The organism is Pseudomonas quercus, assembly GCF_012033695.1.
GTDB classification, from domain to species: domain Bacteria; phylum Pseudomonadota; class Gammaproteobacteria; order Pseudomonadales; family Pseudomonadaceae; genus Aquipseudomonas; species Aquipseudomonas quercus.
Genome location: NZ_JAAVJI010000013.1, coordinates 107691 through 132218, shown reverse-complemented (window position 1 = coordinate 132218; position 24528 = coordinate 107691). Strand labels below are relative to the sequence as shown.

The window sequence follows — 24528 nt, the reverse complement described above, 5'->3', positions numbered from 1 at the left end:
CACTACAATACGTTCCGGTACTACGATCCGGAGGTGGGGCGGTTTACCACACAAGACCCGATTGGGTTGTTGGGTGGGGAGAATCTGTACCAGTATGCGCCGAGTCCGGTGGGGTGGGTGGATCCGCTGGGGTGGTGTTCCACTAAGCTAGGTAGAAATATGGGCGATAAAAAGGGTGATGGGATGGCAAACCATCACCTTATTCCTGAAGAGCTTATGAAAGCTCCTGCATACTCAAAGATGTTTAATAAGTTGCGGTCTATGGGCTTCAATAGAGATGGAGCGTCAAATGGAATATTCCTACCAGGTAGTTCCGATCTAGCTAAGAAAGTAGACTTGCCTGGGCATTGGTCAAATCATGCTGCGTATACAAAAGCAGTTAACAGTGAGCTTGCTAGCTTAAACGCAGCATTCAAGGCTAACAGGCTAAGCGATACTCAACTGGTTCTAGGTATAGGAAAGATACAGCTAAATGCTAAAAATGGTTTGGAAAGCGGAAAATTTGCTACTGATTTGTTAACAGGAAGGCTTCTATGAGTAAAAATGATTTTTTTCTAGTCGAGTTTTGTGGTGAATCAGGTGGTTTTTCAGAATTCATATCCGGCGAGTATAACGTTGATGAATGGGAGTGGGACGAATTTGACCCTAACGCAGCTGGAGTAGATATCGAAAAAAAATATGAGTTCTATATAAAGGAAAAAAATAAAAAAATAAGTACATTAGATTTTTTTGGCTTTCCGCATAATATTGTTTCCGATGGTTTTATAAAAATTTGCGATGAGTTAGGAGTGCGTTATCTCTCAGTTCCTGTAGATTTGAGTCAAGCGGAAGAAAATAAATTTCATAAAAGGTATTCAATTTTTACTCCACTAGAAGGTGTTCAATTGCTGGATGTGCAAAAGTCTAGCTATAGTTTAGATAAAGACATGGAAACAGGCGAGGTGATTTATAATAGGTACTATCCTTCTGTTCCAGCATATAGTTATATCAAGAGATTTTTTACGAAAGAAAATGCAGATTCTGCCTTTTTCATGTGTATTGAGCTGATGAAGTGGGTTTGTAATAGCGACTTCAAAAAGCGCGCTGATAAAGAACTTTTAGGTTTTTCATTTATACCTATAACACCTGATTTCTCGTTTGATCCCTGGGGTGAAATGCCGTTATAAGTTTGTATATCTATAAAATAGGATCACAGGCTTTATGTAAGGAGTATTGGCAGTTAATTCTGGATTTACCGTTCTTAAGTACCATTGATGCCTTAATGGCTAACAAGGCGGATCATAACCTATGTTTCCAGCGCCAGTACTTCGACGACTAGACGGGAGTGCACCACAATGCGTTCCGCTAACAACCCGGAGGTAGAGCAGTTTCCACGCAGGACTCGATTGGGTTGTTGGGTGGGGAGAACTTGTACCAGTATGCGCCGAGTCCGGTGGGGTGGGTGGATCCGCTAGGGTGGAATGCTAAATCTCCGTATTCCCCTGACCCAATGAAATGGCTAGAACGAGGAGGAAGTGTGAATTCGGAAATGAATGGTAGGACTTGGGTTTATTAGGACTGGGAAGGGAATGAGGTAAGATATCCAGGCGGTTGTCCAGACTTCATTCCACTTGAACGTCAAAGAATTGATGTTATGGACCTTAAAGGAAATCATGGAAAAACCTTAGTGGTGATTTCAGAAAAGCCGATGCTTTAGGCCCTAGAGGGGTGGCCGATTATATTAAAAATACATGGCGCCATCACGAAAACATGCGCACAATGCAAGTGTCCTAAAGAGATTCACAAGAGATTTATCCATTTTGGTGATGTGAAAAAAATTAAAGCTACACGTTAAGCGGTGAGTTATGGCAATTTTGTACAAAAAAGGTTTAGATAAATCTCAGATCGAGTTTGTTGAAAAGGAAATTGGCCGGGTTTTTCCTGAGGACTACAAAGATTTATTAAAAAAAATGAATGGATTTTTTGTGGATCTCCCAGATTATTGTGAGATAGATTTAGATATAGCAGATGAAGGCATTGTCGCCTTCGATAGGTTATTTGGTTTTTCGCCTGATGATGAGGTTAATGATTTAGTTAGCTCCAATAAGGAGTTTGCAAGTGATTTAAGTTATGTGCCGGGTGCTATAATTGTTGGGGAAGATGGAGGCGGCAACCCATACGTAATTTTGAATGGGGAGAAAAGTGCCGTATATTATTGGGATAGAACTCATCTTCATGTAAATAGCAAAATTAGGTCTCACGATATTGTTGAAGAGAATGATGCTGGCAACCTGTATTTTGTATGCCATGGCTTTGACAGTTTTCTAGATATTTTAACAAAGGGATTTGAAACGTCTCCAGAGTTTATTGAAGAAAATAGCGTCGATTCGTAAAATTAAAAAGCAATATTCTGTTTTGCAGAGAGAATGAGAATTTTATGCGGCTTGGTAAGCATGATCCATGCTAATAAATTTAAAAAATTCCCAACCTGGTCTTGTGATTGTTGATGTCAACAATCTGGAAGAAATCTTAAAAGTTAAATTTCCAAATGATTTGGTTTCTTTTTATCTGGCTCAGAATGGTGGGGACTTGGAGGAAAATGAGCCTAACTCATTACTGCTTTCAGGTTTCGTCCCTATTAAGTACGGTGAAATTCCTGTCGAATTGGCTTATGAAGAACTGATAAGCGATTTTCCGCATTTGTCAGGGAAAATACCATTCGCTTTTGATGAGGGAGGGAATTATTTTTTGTTGGAAACTGTGGGTCCTGATAAGGGGAAGATTGAGCTTTGGATTATGGATACAGAAGAGCTTCTGTCTGTTGCGGAAAGTTTCCTAGAGTTTTTAGAAGAGCTGGAGCATTAATGGATTTTTAGTATGAGTTAGCTATTGGCTTCGAGGGCCACAGCAGTTAAATTACACTATTTAAACTTTGAAAAGCCAGCTTAGCTATATCTTAGTCTATTGCGCTACATGATACGGCGCATAGGTTGGTACCTATAATTAAAGGAAGTTTCATGGACGCGCAGAGGGGCTTTTAGTGAAGCATATTAAAGTCTTGGGGTTTATATTGAAGTGCTTGGTTCTAAAATTAGAATCTCATTAGCTTAAGTAAAAGATTTTCCCGAAAGCATTTTTGAAATAAGGGAATCAAATGACATCTGAAGAATTTGTAGCATTGATCAAGCTTGTTGTGAGCGATGCCGCCATATCGGATACCATTGACGTCATAACTTCTCCGCCTGGTAGAAAGCCGGATCAAAAGCTCGTAGATATCTCAAAATACTATAATCGACAAAAGCAAGCTGATAAAGATATGATTGATTTGATTATAAAGAAATCAGTAGAGGAAGCGATTTTTGGATTTTTCTGTGTGCTAGATGGAGTGCGGGCAATTGAGAACGGCGAGAAAAAAGGAGAATTAGCTTTGCTGTATAAAGGAGAAAATTCTGCAGAATTAACAGCTGGTGCTGATTTGCATGATATTTATAATAGCATGTTATAGAAATAAGCTTTAGTTGTAATGATGCCCGAGGGTATTGAGACTAATCAAAATAGCACTGTTTGCTAATCCCCAAAAACAGGTATGCCATTCGAGAGGGCTGAAGCCTAGCCGGGTCGTCTAGCTGCCCAACTGCAGAATGACATCCTGAAAGGAGGTGAAATATCTATGGGCGTTGATCAAAAATTTATTGAAGCTATATTTGAAGAGCTTCTAGAAAAAAATTTTAATCACTATTCTGATTCTTTAAGCAAGGCAGTAAATTCTGATAATGACCCTTATGGAAAGGCGAGGGCTGCACTCGCAAAGCTTTCAGATACAGATAAGTATGAAGTAATCAATTTCTTAAAGTTGGTTATTGCAGATACGGGGTCAGTGATTTTTGGAAAAATAGACGGTGTGCATTTTCCAGACAATATAGATGGAGATTTTTCTCTCACCTACGATGGAGATAGTATTCAAGGAGATTTGATGGGATATTTTTATTGAAAAGGCCCAAAAGCAAGGAGTGTACGGAGATTTTACTTGAGAGCATATCAGGGTGAAGGTTTATATAGGAAGTAATTTATTAAGCCGCGAGTCTCATTTGCATCGTGAACAGGGTGTGCGGTGAAATCAGCATACACCTATGCAAACAACAGCCTTACGTAGACTGGCATTAGGGCCAGATCGGCGAAGGTGAAGAATCCACCTGCGATCCGGCTATAGATATTGGCCTGCGTAGTTGTGAGCCACCAAGGGGTGCATGTCAGACGTAGGGGTATGTTTAGCTGGCGAGCATTGGTAGCTACCGCCAGAGATGGCCAATAGTAAGGACGGGTTTTTTTAAGGGAGGTGCTTTATAATGGAATTTATTTGGACTGAGACAAGGCCACCTGCAAAGGCTAATGCTATTGAAAGTGCTTTGCTATCACTAGGGGTAGGTGAGGATAGTTGGCTTGCTGAATTCTGGCGGTTGCATGACGGTGCGTTTCTGAATGACTTGGTTTTGATATATTCAACTGCCGATATTTTAGAGCAAAATGAAAATTATCAAATTGCATCTGACTTTCCTGGTTATTACCTTATGGGTGATGATTCGGGTGGGCGTTTGCTATTAGTAAAAAAAGATTGCCCTGAAAAATTTTTCATCATTGACGCGGGCGACCCATTTATAGATGAAAGCGAAGGTTTTTTGTCTTTCGAAGCTTTAATAGAAAGTTTGATAACGGGCACTCAGGACGAAAGTGATTTGGGTGACATAATATCACTAGGTGCGGAACATATTGGCAACTCGGAAGTCCTTTTTTTAAAGAAGAATTTAGGCGTGTCAGACTCAATAACCAATCTTAAAGCGAAGCTAAATAAAAGAGATGAGGTGGTATGTCGAAATGTGAATTTAACGAAATACAGGCGTGTATTGGAAGCGTACAGTAAATTCATAAAATTTAGTAACTCTGCGGCAGGTAAAAATCCGTAATATGATGTCATAAATTATAGCTTTCGGTTGCACCTTGGGAACACGAAGCAATTGACCCGTTCAGGCATGTTGGATCGGATTTAATCAAGATTCTAAAAGGAGTAGACACGTGGTGAGAGATGATTTGGAACTAGCTAAGGCTATTGTGGCTTCTGAAGACTACATTAGATTGGTCATCGAGCTTCAAAAAGAAACTGGAATGAAACTGATTGAAGGCTATGAGGATCTCATAGCAGCCTTGGATGGCGCCGCGATTTTAAGAGCCGAACTAACAGCTAGTGATTTTGATGAGCTCTTTTCCACTCAACGTGCAGAGATAAAAAAATACTCATTGAATAAGTATAAGATGATCCACGGCTTTGCTGATGAGCAGGATTATTCTCGGGGAGGAGAGCCATGCACTTTGGATAAAAAAGATAATATGATCTCAAAAGGTTATTCTTTGAGTTTTCTGCTAGGAAATGGTATTGAGTTTTTAATGGCTAAAAAAGGCAAGTCAAATTTAGAAGGTTACCTAAAGGCATCTAGAATTCCTAAAGCGGTTTCGTATGCTAAAAAAGTGGTAAGTTTTATGAGTTAAAATAAGTAGCAAGGAAAATTTAATAAAACGCCCCATCCTTGTAAAAAACTGCCGAAGGTAATAATGGAAACCGGTTGCGCCCCGCCCTGTGAACTTAGCCGCATCGTGGGCAAGCTGTGAGACGAGATCAGTTATATGTACGAATCCAACGATCAGTTAGAATAATTTTATGCGCCTTAATTTATAAATTGTATTGCGCCTGGCAGGAGAGTCATAAAAGATGTGCTTGCTTCTCCGTAGAGCGTTGGAGTTTGGCGGTCGATACTGGTCTTTTGCTTGCCCGCCTGTGTTGGTAAGACCATCCTCTGCTTGAGCGGATGAGTTTCGCAAATAGAAAATCTCAAGAATTTATTAGCTAAAACACTTTCCCTATCCAAAAGCTCTGGCAGCAGGAAACTAAAAGCGCATACATTCAATACCACCACGCAAGACCATTCACCAACCCCCCAGCCCAAAAAACCGCCGCCTTGCACTATATAAGAAAAAACATGAACCGAACCCTTTCCACCCTATTACTTCTGGTCCTTACCGCCGACGCCCTGCTGGTGTTCCTGGTTCCGGTCATGGTCTACGCCTACACCTCAAGCCTGGCGTGGTCGGGCCTGGCCTATGCCATGGCGTGGCTTCCGCGCATTGTGGTCACGCCGCTGGTGGGGGCGTCCATAGATCGATGGGGGGTGCGGCGGGTTTCTGTGGTATCGGACCTGGTCAAGTTCGTGGGCTGCCTGTGTGTGATCCTGGTGTTGTGGGGCGAGCCCGCGGCGCTGACGGTAACGGCTGTCGGCGGCCTGCTGGGTGGGCTGGTGGCTATCGGTAGTGCGCAAAGCCTGATCGCCTACGAAAAAATGATCGCCCTGGTAAGCCGTAAGGTGGATCGGGATGTAAACATGCTGTGCCGTATTGACCAGTTGGCGATGGTTACAGGGCCCTTGATAGGCTTTATCGGGTATTCCGCTGGCGCTGTCACCCTGTTAGCGCTGGCGGCTGCCTTGTATGGCATAAATGCAGGTTGTTACCTGTTCAATCGCGCCGTTCCACGTAATACCACTGGCAGCGAACACACCGCTGTAGTGCCTGCTGCTAAGCACCTGAAATTCATTTTGCTGACGCCCTTGCTGGCAAGTTCAGTGGTGCTGGCGGTCGGCAATAATGCGTTTGACGGGTTGGTGGAGGCGAGCGCGGTAACCCTGATCGACCGCGCCATGCAGCTGCCCATTCACTACTTTGCCTTTGTGGATATCTGCGCCGGCCTCTGCGGTGTGGCCGCTACGCTGTTGTACCCCAGGTTGTCATCGGCCATGCCGCCATTGCGGCTGTTTACCCTGGCCGCGTTGGTCACGGCGGTCGCCAGCGGCGTGATGATCCTCTCTCAAGCCTACCTGCTGGGCTTTCTTGCCCTGTATGCCCTGAACATCGGCGGCAAGGTGTTCATGATCAATTTCTGCCGCAGCCTGCGCATTCAGGTTGTACCGGTGGAGCGCCTGGCGAGCGTTTCCTCGCTGGTAGTGCTATTGAACCAGGCCGTGCTGCCGGTGGTGGGGCTAACGCTTTATCTGGTGGGCGAGCGCCCCTCTATGTTGGCCACCCTGATGGCCACGGCAATCGGTATCACGCTGCTAGGCGCTTGGCTGATTCGCTACCACACGGCTACCGAATTACCGACTAGCGCCATGTCGTAATTGCGCCGATGCGTGGCGCCCATGGGCATCTGGCAACACCGGCCGGGCCCTACCATCGCTCCCATGCCTTCAATAGGCGCACCGACAACAGGCGCCATCCGCGCTGGGAGATCCGCGATGTTCAGCAAGCAAGACCAGATCCAAGGCTATGACGACGTACTGCTGGCCGCGATGAACGCCGAAGAACAGCGCCAGGAAGACCATATCGAGCTGATCGCCTCGGAAAACTACACCAGCAAGCGGGTGATGGAAGCGCAGGGCAGTGGCCTGACCAACAAGTACGCCGAAGGATACCCGGGCAAGCGCTACTACGGCGGTTGCGAATACGTGGACAAGGTAGAGCAGTTGGCCATCGACCGTGCCAAGGCACTGTTCGGTGCCGATTACGCCAACGTGCAGCCGCATTCTGGTTCCCAGGCCAACGCAGCGGTGTACCTTGCGCTGCTGGAAGCCGGCGACACAGTGCTGGGCATGAGCCTGGCCCATGGGGGCCACTTGACCCATGGGGCCAAAGTCAGCTTCTCGGGCAAGCTGTACAACGCGGTGCAGTACGGCCTGGACACCGAAACCGGCCTGATCGACTACGACGAAGTCGAGCGTCTGGCCTTGGAATGCAAGCCCAAGATGCTGATCGCAGGCTTTTCGGCCTACTCCAAAACCCTCAATTTTGCGCGTTTCCGTGAAATCGCCGACAAAGTAGGTGCCTACCTGTTCGTGGACATGGCCCACGTGGCAGGCCTGGTAGCGGCAGGGCTGTACCCGAACCCGTTGCCTTTCGCAGACGTGGTCACCACCACCACCCACAAAACCCTTCGCGGCCCACGCGGTGGCCTGATTCTGGCCCGCGCCAACGAAGAGCTGGAAAAGAAACTTAACTCGGCCGTATTCCCTGGCGGCCAGGGCGGCCCTCTGATGCACGTGATTGCCGCCAAGGCCGTGTGCTTCAAAGAGGCGCTGGAGCCAGGCTTCAAGGCCTACCAGCAGCAGGTGATTGATAACGCCCAGGCCATGGCGGGTATTTTCATCGAGCGCGGCTACGATGTGATTTCCGGTGGCACCGACAACCACTTGTTCCTGGTCAGCCTGATTCGCCAGGGCCTGACGGGCAAAGCGGCGGATGCAGCCTTGGGCCGCGCTCACATCACTGTGAACAAGAACGCCGTGCCCAACGACCCGCAGTCGCCTTTCGTGACCTCGGGCCTGCGCATCGGCACCCCGGCGGTGACCAGCCGCGGCTTCAAGGTCGAACAATGCCAAACCTTGGCCAGCTGGATCTGCGACATCCTCGACAACCTCGGCGACGCTGATGTGGAGGCCAACGTGGCCACCCAGGTCAGTGCACTGTGCGCCGACTTCCCGGTTTACCGCTGAGCTGGAGTAACGATTATGCAGCGCTATTCAGGCTTCGGCCTTTTCAAGCACTCCCTCAGCCACCACGAAAACTGGCAGCGCATGTGGCGCACGCCTACGCCCAAGCCTATGTACGATGTGATCATCGTGGGCGGCGGCGGTCATGGCCTGGCCACGGCGTACTACCTGGCTAAGGAACATGGCATCACCAATGTGGCTGTGGTCGAGAAAGGCTGGCTGGGCGGTGGCAACACCGCCCGCAACACCACCATCGTGCGTTCCAACTACCTGTGGGACGAATCGGCGCACCTTTACGAACACGCCATGAAGCTGTGGGAAGGCCTGTCCCAGGACCTGAACTACAACGTGATGTTCTCCCAGCGGGGCGTGTACAACCTGTGCCATACCCTGCAAGACATGCGCGACTCCGAACGCCGCGTGAGCGCCAACCGCCTCAACGGCGTGGATGGTGAACTGCTGAATGCGCAGCAGGTGGCTGAAGAGATTCCTTACCTGGACTGCACCCGAAATACCCGTTACCCCATCATTGGCGCCACGGTTCAGCGCCGCGGTGGCGTGGCTCGACATGACGCGGTGGCCTGGGGCTATGCGCGGGCTGCGGATGCACTGGGCGTGGACCTGATTCAGCAGACCGAGGTGATTGGCTTTCGCAAGGAAAACGGCGTGGTGGTCGGGGTGGAAACCAACCGCGGCTTTATCGGCGGCAAGCGCGTGGGCGTGGTCACCGCAGGTAATTCCGGCCACATGGCCAGCCTGGCGGGCTTTCGCTTGCCTGTAGAGTCTCACCCCTTGCAGGCGCTGGTGTCTGAACCGCTCAAGCCTATTATCGACAGCGTCATCATGAGCAACGCCGTGCACGGCTACATCAGCCAGTCCGACAAGGGCGACCTGGTGATCGGTGCTGGTATCGACAGCTGGGTCGGCTACGGCCAGCGCGGCTCGTACCCTGTGATCGAGCACACGCTGCAAGCCATCGTAGAGATGTTCCCGGTGTTGTCCCGCGTGCGCATGAACCGCCAGTGGGGCGGCATTGTGGACACCACCCCGGATGCCTGCCCGATTATCAGCAAAACCCCGGTACAGAACCTGTTCTTCAATTGCGGTTGGGGCACCGGTGGCTTCAAGGCTACACCGGGCTCGGGCAACGTGTTTGCTGCCAGCCTTGCCAAAGGCGAGATGCATCCCTTGGCCAAGCCGTTTTCCATCGAGCGCTTCCACAACGGCGCCCTTATCGACGAACACGGCGCTGCTGCCGTCGCCCACTGACCGGAGACCACCACCATGCTGTACATCTTCTGTCCGTACTGCGGCGAACACCGCTCCGAAGAGGAATACCAGGTCGCCGGCCAGGCGCATATTCCGCGCCCGCTGGACCCTGCGGCCTGCACCGATGAGCAATGGGGCGACTACATGTTCTTCCGCGACAACGTACGCGGTATTCACCATGAGCTGTGGCTGCATGCCACCGGCTGCCGCCGCTACTTCAACATGAGCCGCAACACACTCACCTACGAAATTCTCGAAACCTATCCGATCGGCGCCACGCCACAATTCACTGCTGCGAAAGGGGAGCAGGTATGAGCCAGGTCAATCGCCTTTCCAGCGGCGGCCTTATCGACCGCAGCAAGCGCATCGAATTTACCTTCAATGGCCAGCGCTACACGGGTTTCGAGGGTGACACACTGGCATCGGCCCTGCTCGCCAACGGCGTAGACGTGGTAGGGCGCAGCTTCAAGTACTCCCGCCCCCGCGGCATTGTGGCTGCCGGCGCCGAAGAGCCCAACGCCGTATTGCAACTGGGCGGTACCGAAGCCACGCAAATCCCCAACGTTCGTGCCACCCAGCAGGCGCTGTACCCGAACCTGGTGGCCACCAGCACCAACGGCTGGCCCAACGTGAACAACGACCTGATGGGGATTCTGGGCAAGGTGGGCGGTAAGCTGATGCCGCCGGGCTTCTACTACAAAACCTTCATGTACCCGCAGTCCTTCTGGATGACTTACGAAAAGTACATCCGCAAGGCCGCTGGGCTGGGGCGTTCACCTACCGAACTGGACCCGGACACCTACGACTGCATGAACCAGCACTGTGACGTGCTGGTGGTAGGCGCCGGCCCTGCTGGCCTGGCGGCTGCACTGGCGGCTGCGCACAGTGGCGCGCGGGTTATCCTCGCCGATGAACAGGAAGCCTTCGGCGGCAGTTTGCTGGACACCCGCGAATCCCTGGACGGCAAGCCCGCCGCTGAGTGGGTCGCGTCGGTAGTAGCAGAGTTGGCCAGCTTGCCGAGCGTTACCTTGTTGCCACGCGCTACGGTTAACGGTTACCACGACCATAATTTCCTCACGATCCACCAGCGCCTGACTGACCATTTGGGCGAGCGAGCGCCTATCGGCCAGGTGCGCCAACGTATGCACCGGGTACGCGCCGCACGCGTGGTGCTGGCCACTGGCGCCCACGAGCGGCCGCTGGTGTACGGCAACAACGACCTGCCCGGCAACATGCTAGCCGGTGCCATCGCCACCTACGTGCGCCGCTACGGCGTGGCGCCCGGCAAGCAACTGGTGCTGGGTGTAAATAACGACCATGCCTACCGGGCGGCCCTGGACTGGGTAGAGGCAGGCCTGCAAGTGGTCGCCATCGCTGATGCACGGCCCAACCCACGCGGCATGCTGGTGGAAGAAGCCCGTGCCAAGGGCATACGTATCCTCACCGGCAGTGCCGTGATCGAAACACGCGGCACGCGCCGCGTGACCGGCGCACGTATCGCAGCCATCGATGTGAAAGGCTTGAAAGTCAGCAGCCCAGGCGAATGGCTGGACTGCGACTTGGTGGGCACCTCCGGGGGCTATAGCCCTGTGGTGCACCTGGCATCGCACCTGGGCGGTAAGCCGGTCTGGCGGGAGGACATCCTGGGCTTCGTTCCAGGTGACGCGCCGCAGAAGCGCGTGTGCGTAGGCGGCATCAATGGCGTGTACGGGTTGGGCGACGCCTTGGCCGATGGTTTCGAAGGCGGTGCGCGTGCAGCCGCTGAAGCAGGTTTCAAGTTTGTCGAGGGCACGCTGCCCCGCACTGTTCCCCGCACCGATGAGCCCACCCTGGCGCTGTTCCAGGTGCCTCACGACAAATCCACAGCACGTGCGCCAAAGCAGTTCGTGGACCTGCAGAACGATGTCACGGCGGCGGCCATCGAGCTGGCTACCCGAGAAGGTTTCGAGTCGGTCGAACACGTGAAACGCTACACCGCCTTGGGCTTCGGTACCGATCAGGGCAAGCTGGGCAACATCAATGGCTTGGCCATCGCCGCGCGCTCACGGGGCATCTCCATCACCGACATGGGTACCACCATGTTCCGCCCCAACTACACGCCAGTGACCTTCGGCGCGGTGGCTGGGCGCAACTGTGGCCACCTGTTCGATGCTGTGCGCTTCACTGCGCTGCATGCCTGGCATGTGAAGCAAAAGGCCGAGTTCGAGGATGTAGGCCAGTGGAAGCGGCCCTGGTATTTCCCGCAGCGTGGCGAGGACCTGCACAGTGCCGTAGCCCGCGAATGCAAGGCGGTCCGTGACAGCGTAGGCCTGCTGGATGCGTCCACCCTGGGCAAGATCGACATTCAAGGGCCGGATGCCCGCGAGTTCCTGAACCGCGTCTATACCAACGCCTGGACCAAGCTGGACGTAGGCAAGGCTCGCTATGGATTGATGTGCAAGGAAGACGGCATGGTCTTCGATGACGGTGTGACCGCCTGCCTGGCCGACAACCACTTCCTGATGACCACCACCACGGGCGGTGCGGCACGTGTGCTGCAATGGCTGGAGCTGTACCACCAGACCGAGTGGCCCGAGCTGAAGGTGTATTTCACCTCGGTCACCGACCACTGGGCCACACTGACCTTGTCTGGCCCCAATAGCCGCAAGCTACTAAGCCATATCACCGACATCAACCTGGACAAGGACGCGTTCCCGTTCATGACTTGGCAGGAAGGCAAGGTGGCGGGTGTGCCGGCACGTGTGTTCCGGATCTCCTTCACTGGCGAGCTTTCCTACGAGGTGAACATCCAGGCCAACTACGCCATGGGCGTGCTCGAAGCGATTGTAGAGGCGGGCAAGGCCTACAACCTTACGCCTTACGGCACCGAGACCATGCACGTGCTGCGGGCCGAGAAGGGCTTCATCATCGTAGGCCAGGACACCGACGCCTCCATGACCCCGGACGACCTGAACATGGGTTGGTGCGTGGGCCGTACCAAACCCTTCCCGTGGATCGGCTCGCGCGGCTTGACCCGTGAAGACTGCGTGCGCGACGACCGCAAACAACTGGTCGGCCTCAAGCCGGTCGACCCCAACCGCGTGCTGCCTGAAGGCGCGCAATTGGTACGCGACCCCAAGCAGCCCATCCCCATGGACATGGTAGGCCATGTGACTTCCAGCTATATGAGCCCCACCTTGGGCCGCTCCTTTGCCATGGCCGTGGTCAAAGGTGGCCTCAAGCGCATGGGCGAGAAGGTCTGGGCGCCCTTGGCTGATGGCAGTGCCATTGAAGCGGAAATCTGCAGCTCCGTGTTCGTGGACCCCAAAGGCGAGCGGCAGAACGTATGACCGGCAGCGGCACCCACGACTTTTTTGAAGGGCTTTGACATGACCACAGCCAACCTTTACCAGCAGCGCCCTGATGGCGCTGTGAAAGCCGAAACGCCGCTACACCATGCCGACCTGGCGAGCCTGGTGGGCAAAGGGCGAGCGAACGCAGGGGTGACCCTGCGCGAGAAAAAACTGCTGGGCCACCTTACCGTACGTGGCGACGCCGCCAACCCGGCCTTTGCCGGTGGTGTGCACAAGGCACTGGGGCTGGAGCTGCCCGCTGCCCTGGCCGTAAGCGGCAGTGGCGACACGACCCTGCAGTGGATGGGGCCGGACGAGTGGCTGTTCATTTGCCCGGGTGGTGAGGAATTCGCGGCCGAGCAGCGTTTGCATGAGGCCTTGAATGGCCAGCATGTGCAGGTCGTGAATGTGAGCGGTGGGCAAACGGTGCTCGAATTGACCGGCCCTAACGTACGCGACGTGCTGATGAAGTCCACCAGCTATGACGTGCACCCCGACAACTTCCCGGTGGGTAAGGGTGTGGGGACGGTGTTCGCCAAATCCCAGCTGATCATTCGGCGTATGGGTGAAAGTACGTGGGAATTGGTCATACGCCGCAGCTTTGCCGACTATTGGTGGATGTGGCTGCAGGATGCCAGCGCCGAGTACGGCTTGGCCATCGCGGACTAAAGGGTGTGTCATTGTGGGCGCGCGCAAAGCGCGCGAACACGCTTTGATTAGCACTGAAGGTTCGATTGGCACTGACGGAGAGCCTCATGGCCCGCGCCCCTGATACCTGGATTCTTGCTGCCGATTGCCCCAGCCGGCTTGGCACGGTGGATGCGGTGACCCGCTACCTGCACGAGCAGGGTTGCTACGTGACCGAGCACCATTCCTTCGATGACCGTCTCTCAGCGCGCTTCTTCATTCGTGTGGAGTTCCGCCAACCGGAGGGGTTTGACGAGCAAGGTTTTCGTGCCGGCCTGGGTGAGCGAGTCAGTGAGTTCGGCATGCGCTTCGAACTTACCGCGCCACAGTACCGGCCCAAGGTGGTGATTATGGTCTCCAAGGCCGACCACTGCCTCAACGACTTGCTGTACCGCCAACGCATCGGCCAACTGCCCATGGACGTGACCGCCGTCATCTCCAACCACCCGGACCTGGAGCCTCTGGCACGCTGGCATGGCATCGCCTATCACCATTTCCCATTGGCCCCCCACGACAAGCCGGCCCAGGAGCGCCAGGTCATGGAAGTGGTCGAGGCTACCGGTGCCGAACTGGTGATCCTTGCCCGCTATATGCAGGTCCTGTCCCCCGAACTGTGTCGCCGCCTGGATGGCTGGGCCATCAATATCCACCACTCGCTGCTGCCTGGTTTCAAAGGGGCCAAGCCTTATCACCAGGCCTACAACAAAGGTGTGAAGCTGGTGGGCGCCACGGCGCACTACATCAACAACGACCTGGACGAAGGCCCGATCATCGCCCAAGGCGTGGAAGTGGTGGACCACGCCCACTACCCGGAAGACCTGGTCGCCAAAGGCCGAGATATCGAATGCCTTACCCTGGCCAAGGCGGTGGGCTACCACATTGAGCGGCGGGTGTTCCTGAACGCCAACCGCACCGTTGTCCTTTAGTGGCAGCTTCGGCTGCCTGCTGCAAGCTGCAAGCTTCAAGCTTCAAGTAAAAGCGAGGTGGCGAGGCCCTTTCTTGCCGCTTGCCGCTTAAAACTTGCAGCTCCCAAAAACAACAACAAGCGTGGAGAAACGAACATGGCTGACAATCGTGGCGTGGTGTACCTGGGAACCGGCAAGGTCGAGGTACAGAACATCGCTTACCCTAAAATGCAGGACCCGCGCGGCCGCAAGATCGAACACGGCGTGATCCTGCGGGTGGTATCCACCAACATCTGCGGCTCGGACCAGCACATGGTACGGGGCCGTACCACCGCTCAAGTGGGGTTGGTGCTGGGGCATGAAATCACCGGTGAGGTGATCGAGAAGGGCAGCGACGTCGAGCACCTCAAGATCGGCGACCTGGTTTCCGTTCCCTTCAACGTGGCCTGTGGGCGCTGCCGGTCCTGTAAAGAGCAGCACACCGGTGTATGCCTCACCGTGAACCCTGCACGTGCAGGCGGTGCTTATGGTTACGTGGACATGGGCGACTGGACCGGCGGCCAGGCCGACTACGTGCTGGTGCCCTATGCCGACTTCAACCTGCTCAAGCTGCCTGACCGCGACAAGGCCATGGAGAAGATCCGTGACCTTACCTGCCTGTCGGACATTCTGCCCACTGGTTACCACGGCGCTGTTACTGCCGGTGTCGGCCCTGGCAGCACGGTATACGTCGCTGGTGCCGGCCCGGTCGGCCTGGCGGCAGCCGCCTCTGCCCGTTTGCTGGGCGCAGCGGTGGTGATCGTAGGCGATGTAAACCCGGTGCGCCTGGCCCATGCCAAGGCACAGGGTTTTGAAATTGCCGACCTGAGCCAGGACACCCCCCTGCACGAACAGATTGCCAACCTGCTGGGCGAGCCAGAAGTGGATTGCGCGGTAGACGCCGTAGGCTTCGAAGCCCGTGGCCATGGCCATGCCGGTGCGCAACAGGAGGCGCCGGCCACCGTGCTCAACTCGCTGATGCAGGTTACCCGCGTCTCCGGGAAAATCGGTATTCCTGGCCTGTACGTAACCGAAGATCCAGGCGCCCACGACGCTGCCGCCAAGGTCGGTGCCCTCAGCATCCGCTTCGGCCTGGGCTGGGCCAAATCCCACAGCTTCCACACCGGCCAAACGCCGGTGATGAAGTACAACCGGCAACTGATGCAGGCCATCATGTGGGACCGCATCAACATCGCTGAAGTGGTGGGTGTGCAAGTCATCAGCCTGGATCAAGCGCCACAGGGGTATGGCGAATTCGATGCGGGTGTGCCGAAGAAGTTTGTGATTGATCCGCATGGGTTGTTTAGCGCGGCCTGATATCACCTTTCAGTGCCAGCCTGCGAACGTGACTGGGTTTGCAGGCTGGCCGCCCGGCCCAGAAGCCGTCCAGTGACCTATAAGTTGCAAAGGCCTCCCATCGGCCCCTGAGCCAATTTGTCGTAGCCTTCCTGTCCCTTCGGTATGTTTATAAAACGATCTAGTCGGTTAACGAGATATTCAGAATGCTATATACACTCTGAATAGATACCGCTGGGCCTTGACCACGCATACGTATCGCCCAAAACCGGCAAGCAATATGTGCTGCTGACCATGGGTGGGGCACGACAGTCAACAGACCGTAGGGATATGGTTATGGCGTTTGCGTTGCCTGAGCGTGGATAATTAAAGTATGTGTATAGGCAACTTTTAGTGCTGCTTATTGCACTGATTCAATCTCTTGATTTAGTTTAAAACTAATTCATCTTAAGAGTCTATCTGCGTATATCACGTATAATTTCTTTCAATGTTTCGGTGTCGTGAAGCCCAACCTTGGCCGTTATATGCTCAAAATGCTTTTTCGATACGTTCAGGCCCATACTAATATTTCGAAGAGCTCGTGCCTGATCGCTAAAATAAAGGGCTTCATTGAGGCCGCTTGGTGGTATTGCATCATACGCCTCAGCTGTGCGCCTTGCCTGCTTTTCGAACAGAGACTTCGCAGATTCTTTATTCATGATTATGAGCGGTTTTGTTCTTCCAGGAATATTGATTTCTACAGGGTATTCTTTAGGTTTGAATTTTAATGGGGGTTTTTTGAATATTCGGGCCAAAATTTTGGAGATTGAAGCCCGTCCTGTTAAATCCTGCTGATTAACTGGATCGCCACCACAAAATGCATGGGCATTGATGCCCCCTTTGCCAAAGGGACTATGCTCGTCAGCTTTCAGGAATCTCATCAAGCTAGGTGAGTACAACCGGTACCCATTGCCCAGCAAGTACCCCTCAAAAACCCTTTCACTCAATTGGCCATGAAAGCCTGACCCGCTACCTGTAATAGGTGTCACTACACCAAAGGGTGTATAACGCTTCCTGTTAATAGCGCCAGGGCTGGATGAAAGCACATTATCAAGTGAGTCCAAGCGTAGAAGGGACATATAGAGGTACCCATAAGTAGTGGCTTCACCATAGGCTTATGCCAGGATCAAAACTACTTAGCAGTCTGTCAGGTTATTGCCTGTTCATCAGCCACGGGTACAGGTTATTCAAAGATTCCGCCCACCTAAGCAGGCCAAGGCTGGCCTATCGTTTTTGCATAGGCGATTGAACCCCACGCCTGCTTCGCGTCCAATGCATGTCTTTATGCATCAGGAGCTGTACCCCATGCGTCTATCTCCCCGCCTGCTGGCCTTGTCACTCGCCCTTGCCGCCAGCCATGCCATGGCCTTCAACCTTAACGACGCGGTCAACGCCGCCGCCACCTTGCAGAACGGCAAGCAGAATGGCGCACCGGTGGCGGCGGCAGCCCCTGCTGCTGGGCTGCTCAACACGTTGGGCACTCAATTGAAGATCACGCCTGAACAGGCCATTGGCGGTACGGGCGCGATGCTGGGGCTGGCGAAGAACCAGATGCCTGCCACTCAATACACCGAGCTGGCTAAATCCGTGCCAGGGCTGGACAAGCTCTCGGGCAATAACGCGTTAGGTGGGCTGGTGGGTTTGAGCGGTTTGATGGGCAAATCCGATAGCAACAAGGTCAACGCCTTGAACAACGCCCTGAGCAACGTAAAAACCAAGCAGGACATGAACAGCGCCTTTACCCAATTGGGCATGAACAGCGGCATGGTAAGCCAGTTCGCGCCGATCATTTTGCAGTACCTTGGCCAGCAAGGGGCTACGGGTTCGGCCCTTACCAGCCTGGCGTCGGTATGGGGCACGAAACCCTAACCGTGCTGTGCCCGCAACGCCTCAATGCGGGCATCCTTCTCCGCCCACAACTGGTTCACCCAGCCCTGCACCCGCTCACGAAAGACCGGGTCGTTCTCGTAGTCACCCTCGATCAAGGCCGGGTCGATGGGGCGGGCCTGAATGTCCACGATCACCTTGGGCACACGCCCGCACAGCAGGTCCCAGAAACCCGGGATGCGTTGGCTGGGATACACCACGGTCACGTCCAGCAGTTGGCTGAGCTGTGCGCCCATGGCCGCCAGCACGAAGGCCACGCCGCCTGCCTTAGGCTTGAGCAGGTGGCGGTAGGGTGAGGCCTGCTGGTCATGCTTGGCCTGGGTAAAACGCGTGCCTTCCAGGTAGTTCACCACGGTGACCGGCTGGCGCTTGAACAGCTCGCAGGCCTTGCGCGTGATCTCCAGATCCTTACCGCGCAGGTGGGGGTGTTTGGCCAGGAAGGCCTTGCTGTAGCGCTTCATGAAGGGGTAGTCCAGCCCCCACCAGGCCAGCCCCAGCAGCGGCACCCAGATCAGTTCCTTCTTGAGAAAGAACTTGAAAAAGGGCGCACGGCGGTTAAACGCCTGGATCAGCGCCGGAATGTCTACCCACGACTGGTGGTTACTGACCACCAAGTAGGACGCATCCACGTGTAAGGCGTCCAGCCCGCGGATGTCCCAGCGAGTGGGCGTACACAGGGCAAAAATGGCTTTGTCGATTTCCGCCCAGGTTTCGGCGATCCACATCACCCCGCGCGAGGCCGCGTCGCGCAGGCGAACGGGTGTTACCAGCTTGACCAGCGCCAGCACCAGCAGCGGGCCGATCATGACCAGCGTGTTGAGCAGAAGCAGCGAGGCGGTAAGGCAGCCGTTGAGCAGGCGAAGCATGAACAAACTCATATGTGAAGAAAGGTCGGCAATCATAAAGCCAAGTGCCATCGGCGCCAAATTTCGCCGACTGAACGGGACTTCACTAAATTTTTACTTTTTGTGTATGCGCTAACCCGTACTTTATTCCCACACGAACTAATCCGGGCCTGGGCATCTAACCCTTCGCGCCCCTGAAAAGGAATCCTTACGTGAAAGCTGTTCTTGCGTTGCTCACCCTGCTGCCACTGACCGCCATGGCTGCCGACCCCACGCTGTATGGCCGCTACGAGTACTTCAAGCTGCCAGAAATCGGGCAAACCCTTAAGGCAAAGATGGACACAGGTGCACTGACCGCTTCGCTTTCGGCGCGCGACATCCAGACCTTTACCCGCGATGGTGAAGACTGGGTGCGGTTCAAGCTGGCCACCCGCGATGCGGACGGCAAAGTGTACGAGCACAAGGTGTCGCGCATGAGCCGGATCAAGGGCCGCGCCGATGAGAACGACGGCGAGGAAGAGAACGTTGAAGTGGCCCACCGCCCGGTGATCGACCTGGACATGTGCCTGGGTGACGTGAAACGCACCATTGAGGTCAACCTTACCGACCGTAGCAGCTTCAACTACCCGTTGCTGATCGGCGCCAAGGGGTTGCGTGAGTTTGGTGCGGCCGTGAACCCGGCGCGGCGGTACGTGGCTGGCCAGCCCGAATGTTAAAGAGCAGGCTGATCGCGGCGCCTTCGCCAGCGCGCCAAGGCATCCTGCAGTTCACCTGATGTGGTCAAGCCTTGGCGACGCGCCAGGCTGAACAGCATCAGCCCCAGCTCTGCCGTCACAAGGGCATCGGCGCTGGCGTGGTGGCGCTCGCCAATACTCAGGCCAAACTGTTTTATCCAGTCATCTAGGCTGTGATTATGGGCGGCCCAGTTGGGGCAGAGCAGCGGGGCAACTTCGGCAAGGTCGATAAACGGCGCGTGCCACTGAAACCCCAACGTCTGCTTGATGGCCCGCACCAGCATGCCTTGGTCAAACCCGGCATGAAACGCCAGCAAGGGCCGATCACCCACATATTCCAGAAACCGCAGCAGTGCTTCGGCCGGTGGCAGCCCTCGGGCCAGCACTGCCGGGCTCAGCCCATGGATAAGTGTACTGGGCGCCGCCAGGTTGGCCTTGATCGCCAGGTGGCATTCAAAACCGTCGCCTAAAGGAATGACAGGGCCTTCCAGAGCCACAGCACCGATAGCCACCACACTGTCTTTTTGAAGGTTTAGCCCTGTGGTTTCGACGTCTACCACTACCCACCGCTGGGCTTCCAGCAGGGTGTTATCCAGCGCGGCAGGTACACTCAGTGCCGCCAGGCGGCTGGCCTGCTCGGGTGCCACGGAGGGGGTGCGAAACCTGAACAGGTCCAACAGGCTCATAGCTGGTATCGCACGGCAAGGCTGCCTTGCAGGCGCTGGGCCTGACGCAGGGATTCACGCAAGATGCGCCGGTCCAGTTGGTTGAGGCTGTCAGGGTCCAAACGGTTGGACCAGGGCAGTTGCTGGCGGCTTTGGGCCTGATGCTGCTGCAGGCGCAGTTGCTGGATAAACGCGTAAGCCTCTTCATAGGCCGCCCCGTCCTGCGCATCAATCACGCCTCGCTGGGCCAGCTGTCGGAACCGCTCCAGCGTAGGGGTGGCGCTGATGCCGTTGGCCAATGCCAACAACCGTGCGCCATCCACGAATGGCCCCAGCCCCTGTATTTTCAGGTCCAGGGTGGCAGTGCGATCGGAGCCTTTGCGGGCCAGCACGAATTCGCGAAAACGCCCCACAGGGGGCCGCTGCCGCAAGGCGGTGCCGGCCAGCATGCGCTGAAAGATGCCGTTTTCCGCCACCTGGGCCAGCATGTGCTGCTGCAGCCAGTGGCCAGGTTCCGGATTGCCCCAGACGGTTCGTACATCGAAATAGATAGTCGACGCCAACAGGTTTTCAGGGGTGGTTTCGCGGATAAACCCGGCAAAGCGCCGGGACCATTCCGCCCGAGACAGGCACAGCTCGGGGTTGCTGGCCATCACATTGCCCGTGCACAAGCCAAAGCCACACAAGGCCAGGGCCTGGTTGATGTGATGAGCTAGGGGCAGCAACCGGCCACGCAGTTCGGCGGCATGCACCGGGTCGTCTGCGTCGAACAGCAGCCCGTTGTCCTGATCCGTGAACAGCGTTTGCTCATGCCGGCCTTCACTGCCAAAACATAACCAGCTGAACGGCACGCCGGGGTCGCCGTGGGTAGCTAGCGTCAGCTCGATCACACGGCACACGCTGTGGTCATTGAGCAGCGTCACAATGCGGGTGATCTGCTCCGAGGAGGCGCCGAAGGCCAGCATGCGTTCCACCAGCGGGCCAATGTCCTGGCGCATGGCGATCAGGCTGTCCAAGGTAGTGGCGGTACGGATGGCCCGCGCCAGGTGTACCAGATCCACCCGTTGCAGCGAAAACAGGTCCCGTTCGGAGACCACACCACACAGGCGCCCCTCCCGTACCAGGCACACATGGGCAATGTGCCGCTCGGTCATGGCCAATGCGGCTTCGAAGGCCGTGGCTTGCGGGGGCAATGAAAAGGGCGAGGGCACCATGGAGACCTGGATCGGCTGGTTCAGGTCTGCATCGCCCTGGGCTACCAGTTCGCGGAGGTCGCGCAGCGTGAAAATGCCCAAGGGCGCTTGCGCTGCATCCACCACCACAATGCTGCCCACCTGCTGTTCATGCATTACCTTGACCGCCTGTTTTACAGGCAGGCTGGCTTCACAGGTAATGGGGTGGCGCATGGCAAGGTCGCCTAGGCGTGTGTCCAGGGAGTACTGGCTGCCAAGGGTTTCTGCAGCCTGGCGGCGCACTTGCCGGTTAACCTGGTCCAGCAGGCTGCTGACACCGCGCAGGGCAAAGTCGCGAAAGGGTGCCGACATGGCAAACAGGTGGATGAATGCGTCTTTTGGCAGGCGCAGGCAGAAGGTGTCGTCGGCTGCCAGGTGTTCGGTACGGGTGGCGCGCTCTCCCAGCAGGGCTGCCAACGGAAAGCATTCGCCGCTGGCAATTTCGAACGTGGTTTCAATGCCGCCCGTGTCGCGGGGGCGCTGGCCGACCACGCGCCCTTGCTTCACGATATGAAAGTGCTCCACTGGCCCGTCATCGGGCCGCAGGATACTTTCACCGTTGGCGTAAAAACGCAGGTGGCAGTGCTCTACCAGGTAGACCAGGTGCGGCTGTTCCATCTGGGCGAAAGGCGCAAAGCGTTGCAGGAACTGCAAGGTGCCTTGCACGTTTTGCAGGACGGCAGTTTTACCGGCTTGAAGGAAGGCGTCAGCTTTGCTCATGGGCTGTATCGTTTTTTTTATGCTTTATTGTCATCGTCTGCGCATGGGCAGCTTCTGCCCAGTGGACGTAAGTCGTATAACGCCCCTGCAATACACCGGTTTTTCACGTTGGCAATGCTGGGGCTATGCTTCACCGTATGCACCCTTACTGTGTGCTGGCACGTTTTCTGGCCAGCCTGTGGTCGTATGTTTGCATGTACTGGATGGCGAGCCCGATGTCTGACCTGGATATCCTCAGTGATGAGGAACGCGAGGCACTGAACGAAATTCTGCTCACGCCCACCCTGGGCCCCCTTCGCGCGCTGGTGGTGGACGACGACGCCGACTCCCGCGAGCTGTTGGCGCAGATTCTCACTCTCCACGGTATTGAGTCCAGTACCGCTAGCACGGCACAGGCAGCGTTCGAGCGGCTTATGAGCGATCGCAGCATTGGCCTGCTGATCACGGACCTGCGCATGGCCCCCGCGTCTGGCCTGGACCTGATCCGGCAGATACGGGCCTCTGAGCGCGCGGCATTGCCCATCATCATCATGTCTGGAGACGCGGGCGTGAAGGATGCCATCGAGGCCATGCATTTGAGCGTGGTGGATTTTTTACTGAAACCCATCGATGTGGAGCAAATGCTGCTAATAGCACGGCGTGAACTGGGGGTTGGCTGAATAAACCCGATATTTGACATACCAATTTGCTATAAACAGGGGCGCATCGATAAGTATCTTGAATCGCAGTAAATCCTTTTTTTATCAATATGTTAGGTTGCCTGCCCGCTCAGGCCGAAGGCATCGGACAGCAAACCGCCGGTAAAATTGACAGTTTTTACTAAATTTTTTGTTACACACCCTGCAATACACCGTTGCAAGGGTCTAATCCGCCTGTTATCTATGCTCCCGAAAAAATTAGAAACACAACGGGGAGCACCAAATGACCATCAAAAACACCGCCACGCTTAGCGCACTGGCAGCGATTGGCGCGGGCCTTTGCCTGCCCTCGTTGGCATATGCTGATTTCATCAAGGACAGCAAAGCTACGCTGGCGATGCGTAACTTCTACTTCAACAACGATTATCGTGACCAAACACCTTCGGCGGGCAGCAAGATAGCCGAATGGGGCCAAGGTTTTGTGCTGGATTACAAGTCTGGCTTTACTGACGGTACGGTTGGTTTTGGTCTGGATGCTCAAGCACTGTTGGGCTTGACCTTGGACAGTGGTGCTGGCCGCCACCAAGGCAGCACCATGATCCCGTCTGAGTCCAATGGCGACGCGGATGATTCATGGACTCGCGCTGGCGTGACCGGGAAAATGCGTTTCTCCAAGACCGAAGTGCGCTACGGCAACCTTCAGCCCAAGCTGCCGATCCTGGTATCCAACGATGGCCGCCTGCTGCCGCAGACCTTCCAAGGCGGCATGATCACCTCCAATGAAATCGACCACCTCAAGCTGGTGGCCGGCCGGTTGGAGCAGGTAGTTGGCCGCGCTTCGACCAACCGCACGGGCATGGGCGTAGCCAATTCCACCCAGGACAGCAATGAATTCTGGTTCGGCGGTGGTGACTACACTGTCAACGACCAACTGACCCTTCAGTACTACTACGCCAACCTGGAAGATTTTTACAAGCAGCACTTCGCTGGCCTGGTACACGTGTACCCGATCAGCAAGGACTCGTCCTTCAAGACCGACTTGCGCTACTTCAAGACCGACGCAGATGGCGAAAACGATTCGGCAGCCGGTCGCCTTGCAGGTTACAAAACAGGCGGCTACAGCAACGGCACCAACGGCAAGATCGACAACGACACCTGGAGTGCCATCTTCACCTACAGCCTGGGCGGCCACTCGTTCACTGGCGGTTACCAGAGCGTGTCGGACAACAGCAACTTCGTTCAGCTGAACCAAGGCGGTCTGGTCAATGATCGCCGTGTGAGTGAGGGCGCTGGCGGCGCCAGCCTCTACTTGTTCACCGATCGCCTGATCGGCCAGTTCACCCGTGCGGGTGAGCAAACTCGCTTTGCCCAGTACGCGTATAACTTCAGCGAAGTAGGCGTGCCTGGCCTCACCGCCTCGGTTACTTACCTGAAAGGTACAGGTATCGAAGCGGTCACTGGTGGCGATACCAAGGAATGGGAGCGCGATGTTGCTGTGGACTATGTGGTCCAGGGCGGCACTTTCAAAGGTGTGGGCTTCGGCTGGCGTAACGGCATGTTCCGTACGGGGGCTGCTAGCGACTACGATCAAGACCAGAACCGCCTGATCGTCAGCTACACCCTGCCGTTGCTGTAAGTAGGAAGTAAGCGCTGGCGCCGTTTGCGAAAACGGC

Annotated in this window: 24 protein-coding genes; 20 read left to right on the top strand and 4 right to left on the bottom strand. The window is 55.1% G+C overall.

Annotation, left to right across the window (positions count from 1 at the left end; translation table 11 throughout):
• The 16 genes from HBH25_RS18770 to fdhA all read left to right on the top strand — a co-directional run.
• Positions 1 to 537, top strand: a 537-nt coding sequence (locus tag HBH25_RS18770) for an RHS repeat-associated core domain-containing protein (RefSeq protein WP_178089048.1), incomplete at its 5' end; no start/stop codon positions are given.
• Positions 534 to 1166 (top strand): hypothetical protein, encoded by a 633-nt coding sequence (locus HBH25_RS18765; RefSeq protein ID WP_168085460.1) that lies wholly within the window; start codon positions 534 to 536, stop codon positions 1164 to 1166. The genes HBH25_RS18770 and HBH25_RS18765, both read left to right, overlap by 4 nt.
• A 678-nt stretch (positions 1167 to 1844) precedes the next feature.
• A complete protein-coding gene (locus HBH25_RS18760) occupies positions 1845 to 2372 on the top strand; it encodes an SMI1/KNR4 family protein (RefSeq protein WP_168085459.1) in 528 nt (175 codons plus the stop codon).
• 67 nt (positions 2373 to 2439) lie between these two features.
• A complete protein-coding gene (locus HBH25_RS18755; protein ID WP_168085458.1) occupies positions 2440 to 2844 on the top strand; it encodes an SMI1/KNR4 family protein in 405 nt (134 codons plus the stop codon).
• Positions 2845 to 3133: 289 nt separating this feature from the next.
• Positions 3134 to 3484, top strand: a complete 351-nt coding sequence (locus HBH25_RS18750; protein WP_168085457.1) for a hypothetical protein — start codon at positions 3134 to 3136, stop codon at positions 3482 to 3484.
• A 165-nt stretch (positions 3485 to 3649) separates the two neighbouring features.
• Positions 3650 to 3970, top strand: a complete 321-nt coding sequence (locus tag HBH25_RS18745) for a hypothetical protein (RefSeq protein WP_324616910.1) — start codon at positions 3650 to 3652, stop codon at positions 3968 to 3970.
• A gap of 355 nt (positions 3971 to 4325) precedes the next feature.
• Positions 4326 to 4940, top strand: a complete 615-nt coding sequence (locus tag HBH25_RS18740; RefSeq protein WP_168085456.1) for an SMI1/KNR4 family protein — start codon at positions 4326 to 4328, stop codon at positions 4938 to 4940.
• Between the two features lie 109 nt (positions 4941 to 5049).
• Complete coding sequence (locus tag HBH25_RS18735) at positions 5050 to 5520, top strand: hypothetical protein (RefSeq protein ID WP_168085455.1); 471 nt, start codon at positions 5050 to 5052, stop codon at positions 5518 to 5520.
• Positions 5521 to 6008: 488 nt separating this feature from the next.
• Entirely contained in the window at positions 6009 to 7199 is a 1191-nt protein-coding gene (locus HBH25_RS18730) for an MFS transporter (protein ID WP_168085454.1), read from the top strand.
• A gap of 117 nt (positions 7200 to 7316) precedes the next feature.
• Entirely contained in the window at positions 7317 to 8570 is a 1254-nt protein-coding gene (gene glyA, locus HBH25_RS18725) for a serine hydroxymethyltransferase (RefSeq protein ID WP_168085453.1), read from the top strand.
• 15 nt (positions 8571 to 8585) lie between these two features.
• Positions 8586 to 9836 carry a sarcosine oxidase subunit beta gene (locus HBH25_RS18720; protein ID WP_168085452.1) on the top strand — a complete coding sequence of 417 codons (1251 nt, stop codon included), beginning with the start codon at positions 8586 to 8588 and terminating at the stop codon, positions 9834 to 9836.
• Between the two features lie 15 nt (positions 9837 to 9851).
• A complete protein-coding gene (locus HBH25_RS18715) occupies positions 9852 to 10151 on the top strand; it encodes a sarcosine oxidase subunit delta (protein WP_168085451.1) in 300 nt (99 codons plus the stop codon).
• The gene (locus HBH25_RS18710) at positions 10148 to 13165 is read left to right on the top strand and encodes a sarcosine oxidase subunit alpha (protein ID WP_168085450.1); all 3018 of its coding nucleotides are present in this window, start codon (positions 10148 to 10150) and stop codon (positions 13163 to 13165) included. The genes HBH25_RS18715 and HBH25_RS18710 overlap by 4 nt, the downstream gene beginning before the upstream one ends.
• Positions 13166 to 13204: 39 nt before the next feature.
• Positions 13205 to 13837: a sarcosine oxidase subunit gamma gene (locus HBH25_RS18705; RefSeq protein ID WP_168085449.1), complete on the top strand. Its 633-nt coding sequence runs from the start codon at positions 13205 to 13207 to the stop codon at positions 13835 to 13837.
• Positions 13838 to 13923: 86 nt separating this feature from the next.
• Entirely contained in the window at positions 13924 to 14781 is an 858-nt protein-coding gene (purU, locus tag HBH25_RS18700; RefSeq protein WP_168085448.1) for a formyltetrahydrofolate deformylase, read from the top strand.
• A 135-nt stretch (positions 14782 to 14916) separates the two neighbouring features.
• Complete coding sequence (fdhA, locus tag HBH25_RS18695) at positions 14917 to 16116, top strand: formaldehyde dehydrogenase, glutathione-independent (RefSeq protein ID WP_168085447.1); 1200 nt, start codon at positions 14917 to 14919, stop codon at positions 16114 to 16116.
• Positions 16117 to 16550: 434 nt separating this feature from the next.
• Here the strand turns inward: fdhA and HBH25_RS18690 are convergent, their stop codons facing one another.
• A complete protein-coding gene (locus tag HBH25_RS18690; protein ID WP_168085446.1) occupies positions 16551 to 17213 on the bottom strand; it encodes an RHS repeat-associated core domain-containing protein in 663 nt (220 codons plus the stop codon).
• 226 nt (positions 17214 to 17439) lie between these two features.
• On the opposite strand from HBH25_RS18690, the gene HBH25_RS18685 reads away from it, so the two are divergent.
• Complete coding sequence (locus HBH25_RS18685) at positions 17440 to 18003, top strand: DUF2780 domain-containing protein (protein WP_168085445.1); 564 nt, start codon at positions 17440 to 17442, stop codon at positions 18001 to 18003.
• On the opposite strand, the gene HBH25_RS18680 is transcribed toward HBH25_RS18685, so the two are convergent.
• The gene (locus tag HBH25_RS18680; RefSeq protein WP_168085444.1) at positions 18000 to 18887 is read right to left on the bottom strand and encodes an acyltransferase; all 888 of its coding nucleotides are present in this window, start codon (positions 18885 to 18887) and stop codon (positions 18000 to 18002) included. The genes HBH25_RS18685 and HBH25_RS18680 overlap by 4 nt on opposite strands.
• Before the next feature lie 191 nt (positions 18888 to 19078).
• On the opposite strand from HBH25_RS18680, the gene rloA2 reads away from it, so the two are divergent.
• The gene (gene rloA2 / locus HBH25_RS18675; protein ID WP_168085443.1) at positions 19079 to 19582 is read left to right on the top strand and encodes a retropepsin-like aspartic peptidase RloA2; all 504 of its coding nucleotides are present in this window, start codon (positions 19079 to 19081) and stop codon (positions 19580 to 19582) included.
• On the opposite strand, the gene HBH25_RS18670 is transcribed toward rloA2, so the two are convergent.
• Positions 19579 to 20286, bottom strand: a complete 708-nt coding sequence (locus HBH25_RS18670; RefSeq protein ID WP_168085442.1) for a 3'-5' exonuclease — start codon at positions 20284 to 20286, stop codon at positions 19579 to 19581. The two genes, rloA2 and HBH25_RS18670, sit on opposite strands and share 4 nt — an antisense overlap.
• Positions 20283 to 22217, bottom strand: a complete 1935-nt coding sequence (locus tag HBH25_RS18665) for a putative nucleotidyltransferase substrate binding domain-containing protein (protein WP_168085441.1) — start codon at positions 22215 to 22217, stop codon at positions 20283 to 20285. The genes HBH25_RS18670 and HBH25_RS18665 overlap by 4 nt, the downstream gene beginning before the upstream one ends.
• Positions 22218 to 22432: 215 nt before the next feature.
• Here HBH25_RS18665 and HBH25_RS18660 point away from each other — a divergent pair, with 215 nt between their 5' ends.
• The gene (locus HBH25_RS18660; RefSeq protein ID WP_168085440.1) at positions 22433 to 22876 is read left to right on the top strand and encodes a response regulator; all 444 of its coding nucleotides are present in this window, start codon (positions 22433 to 22435) and stop codon (positions 22874 to 22876) included.
• A 262-nt stretch (positions 22877 to 23138) separates the two neighbouring features.
• Entirely contained in the window at positions 23139 to 24491 is a 1353-nt protein-coding gene (locus HBH25_RS18655; RefSeq protein WP_168085439.1) for an OprD family porin, read from the top strand.
• Positions 24492 to 24528 lie beyond the last annotated feature (37 nt).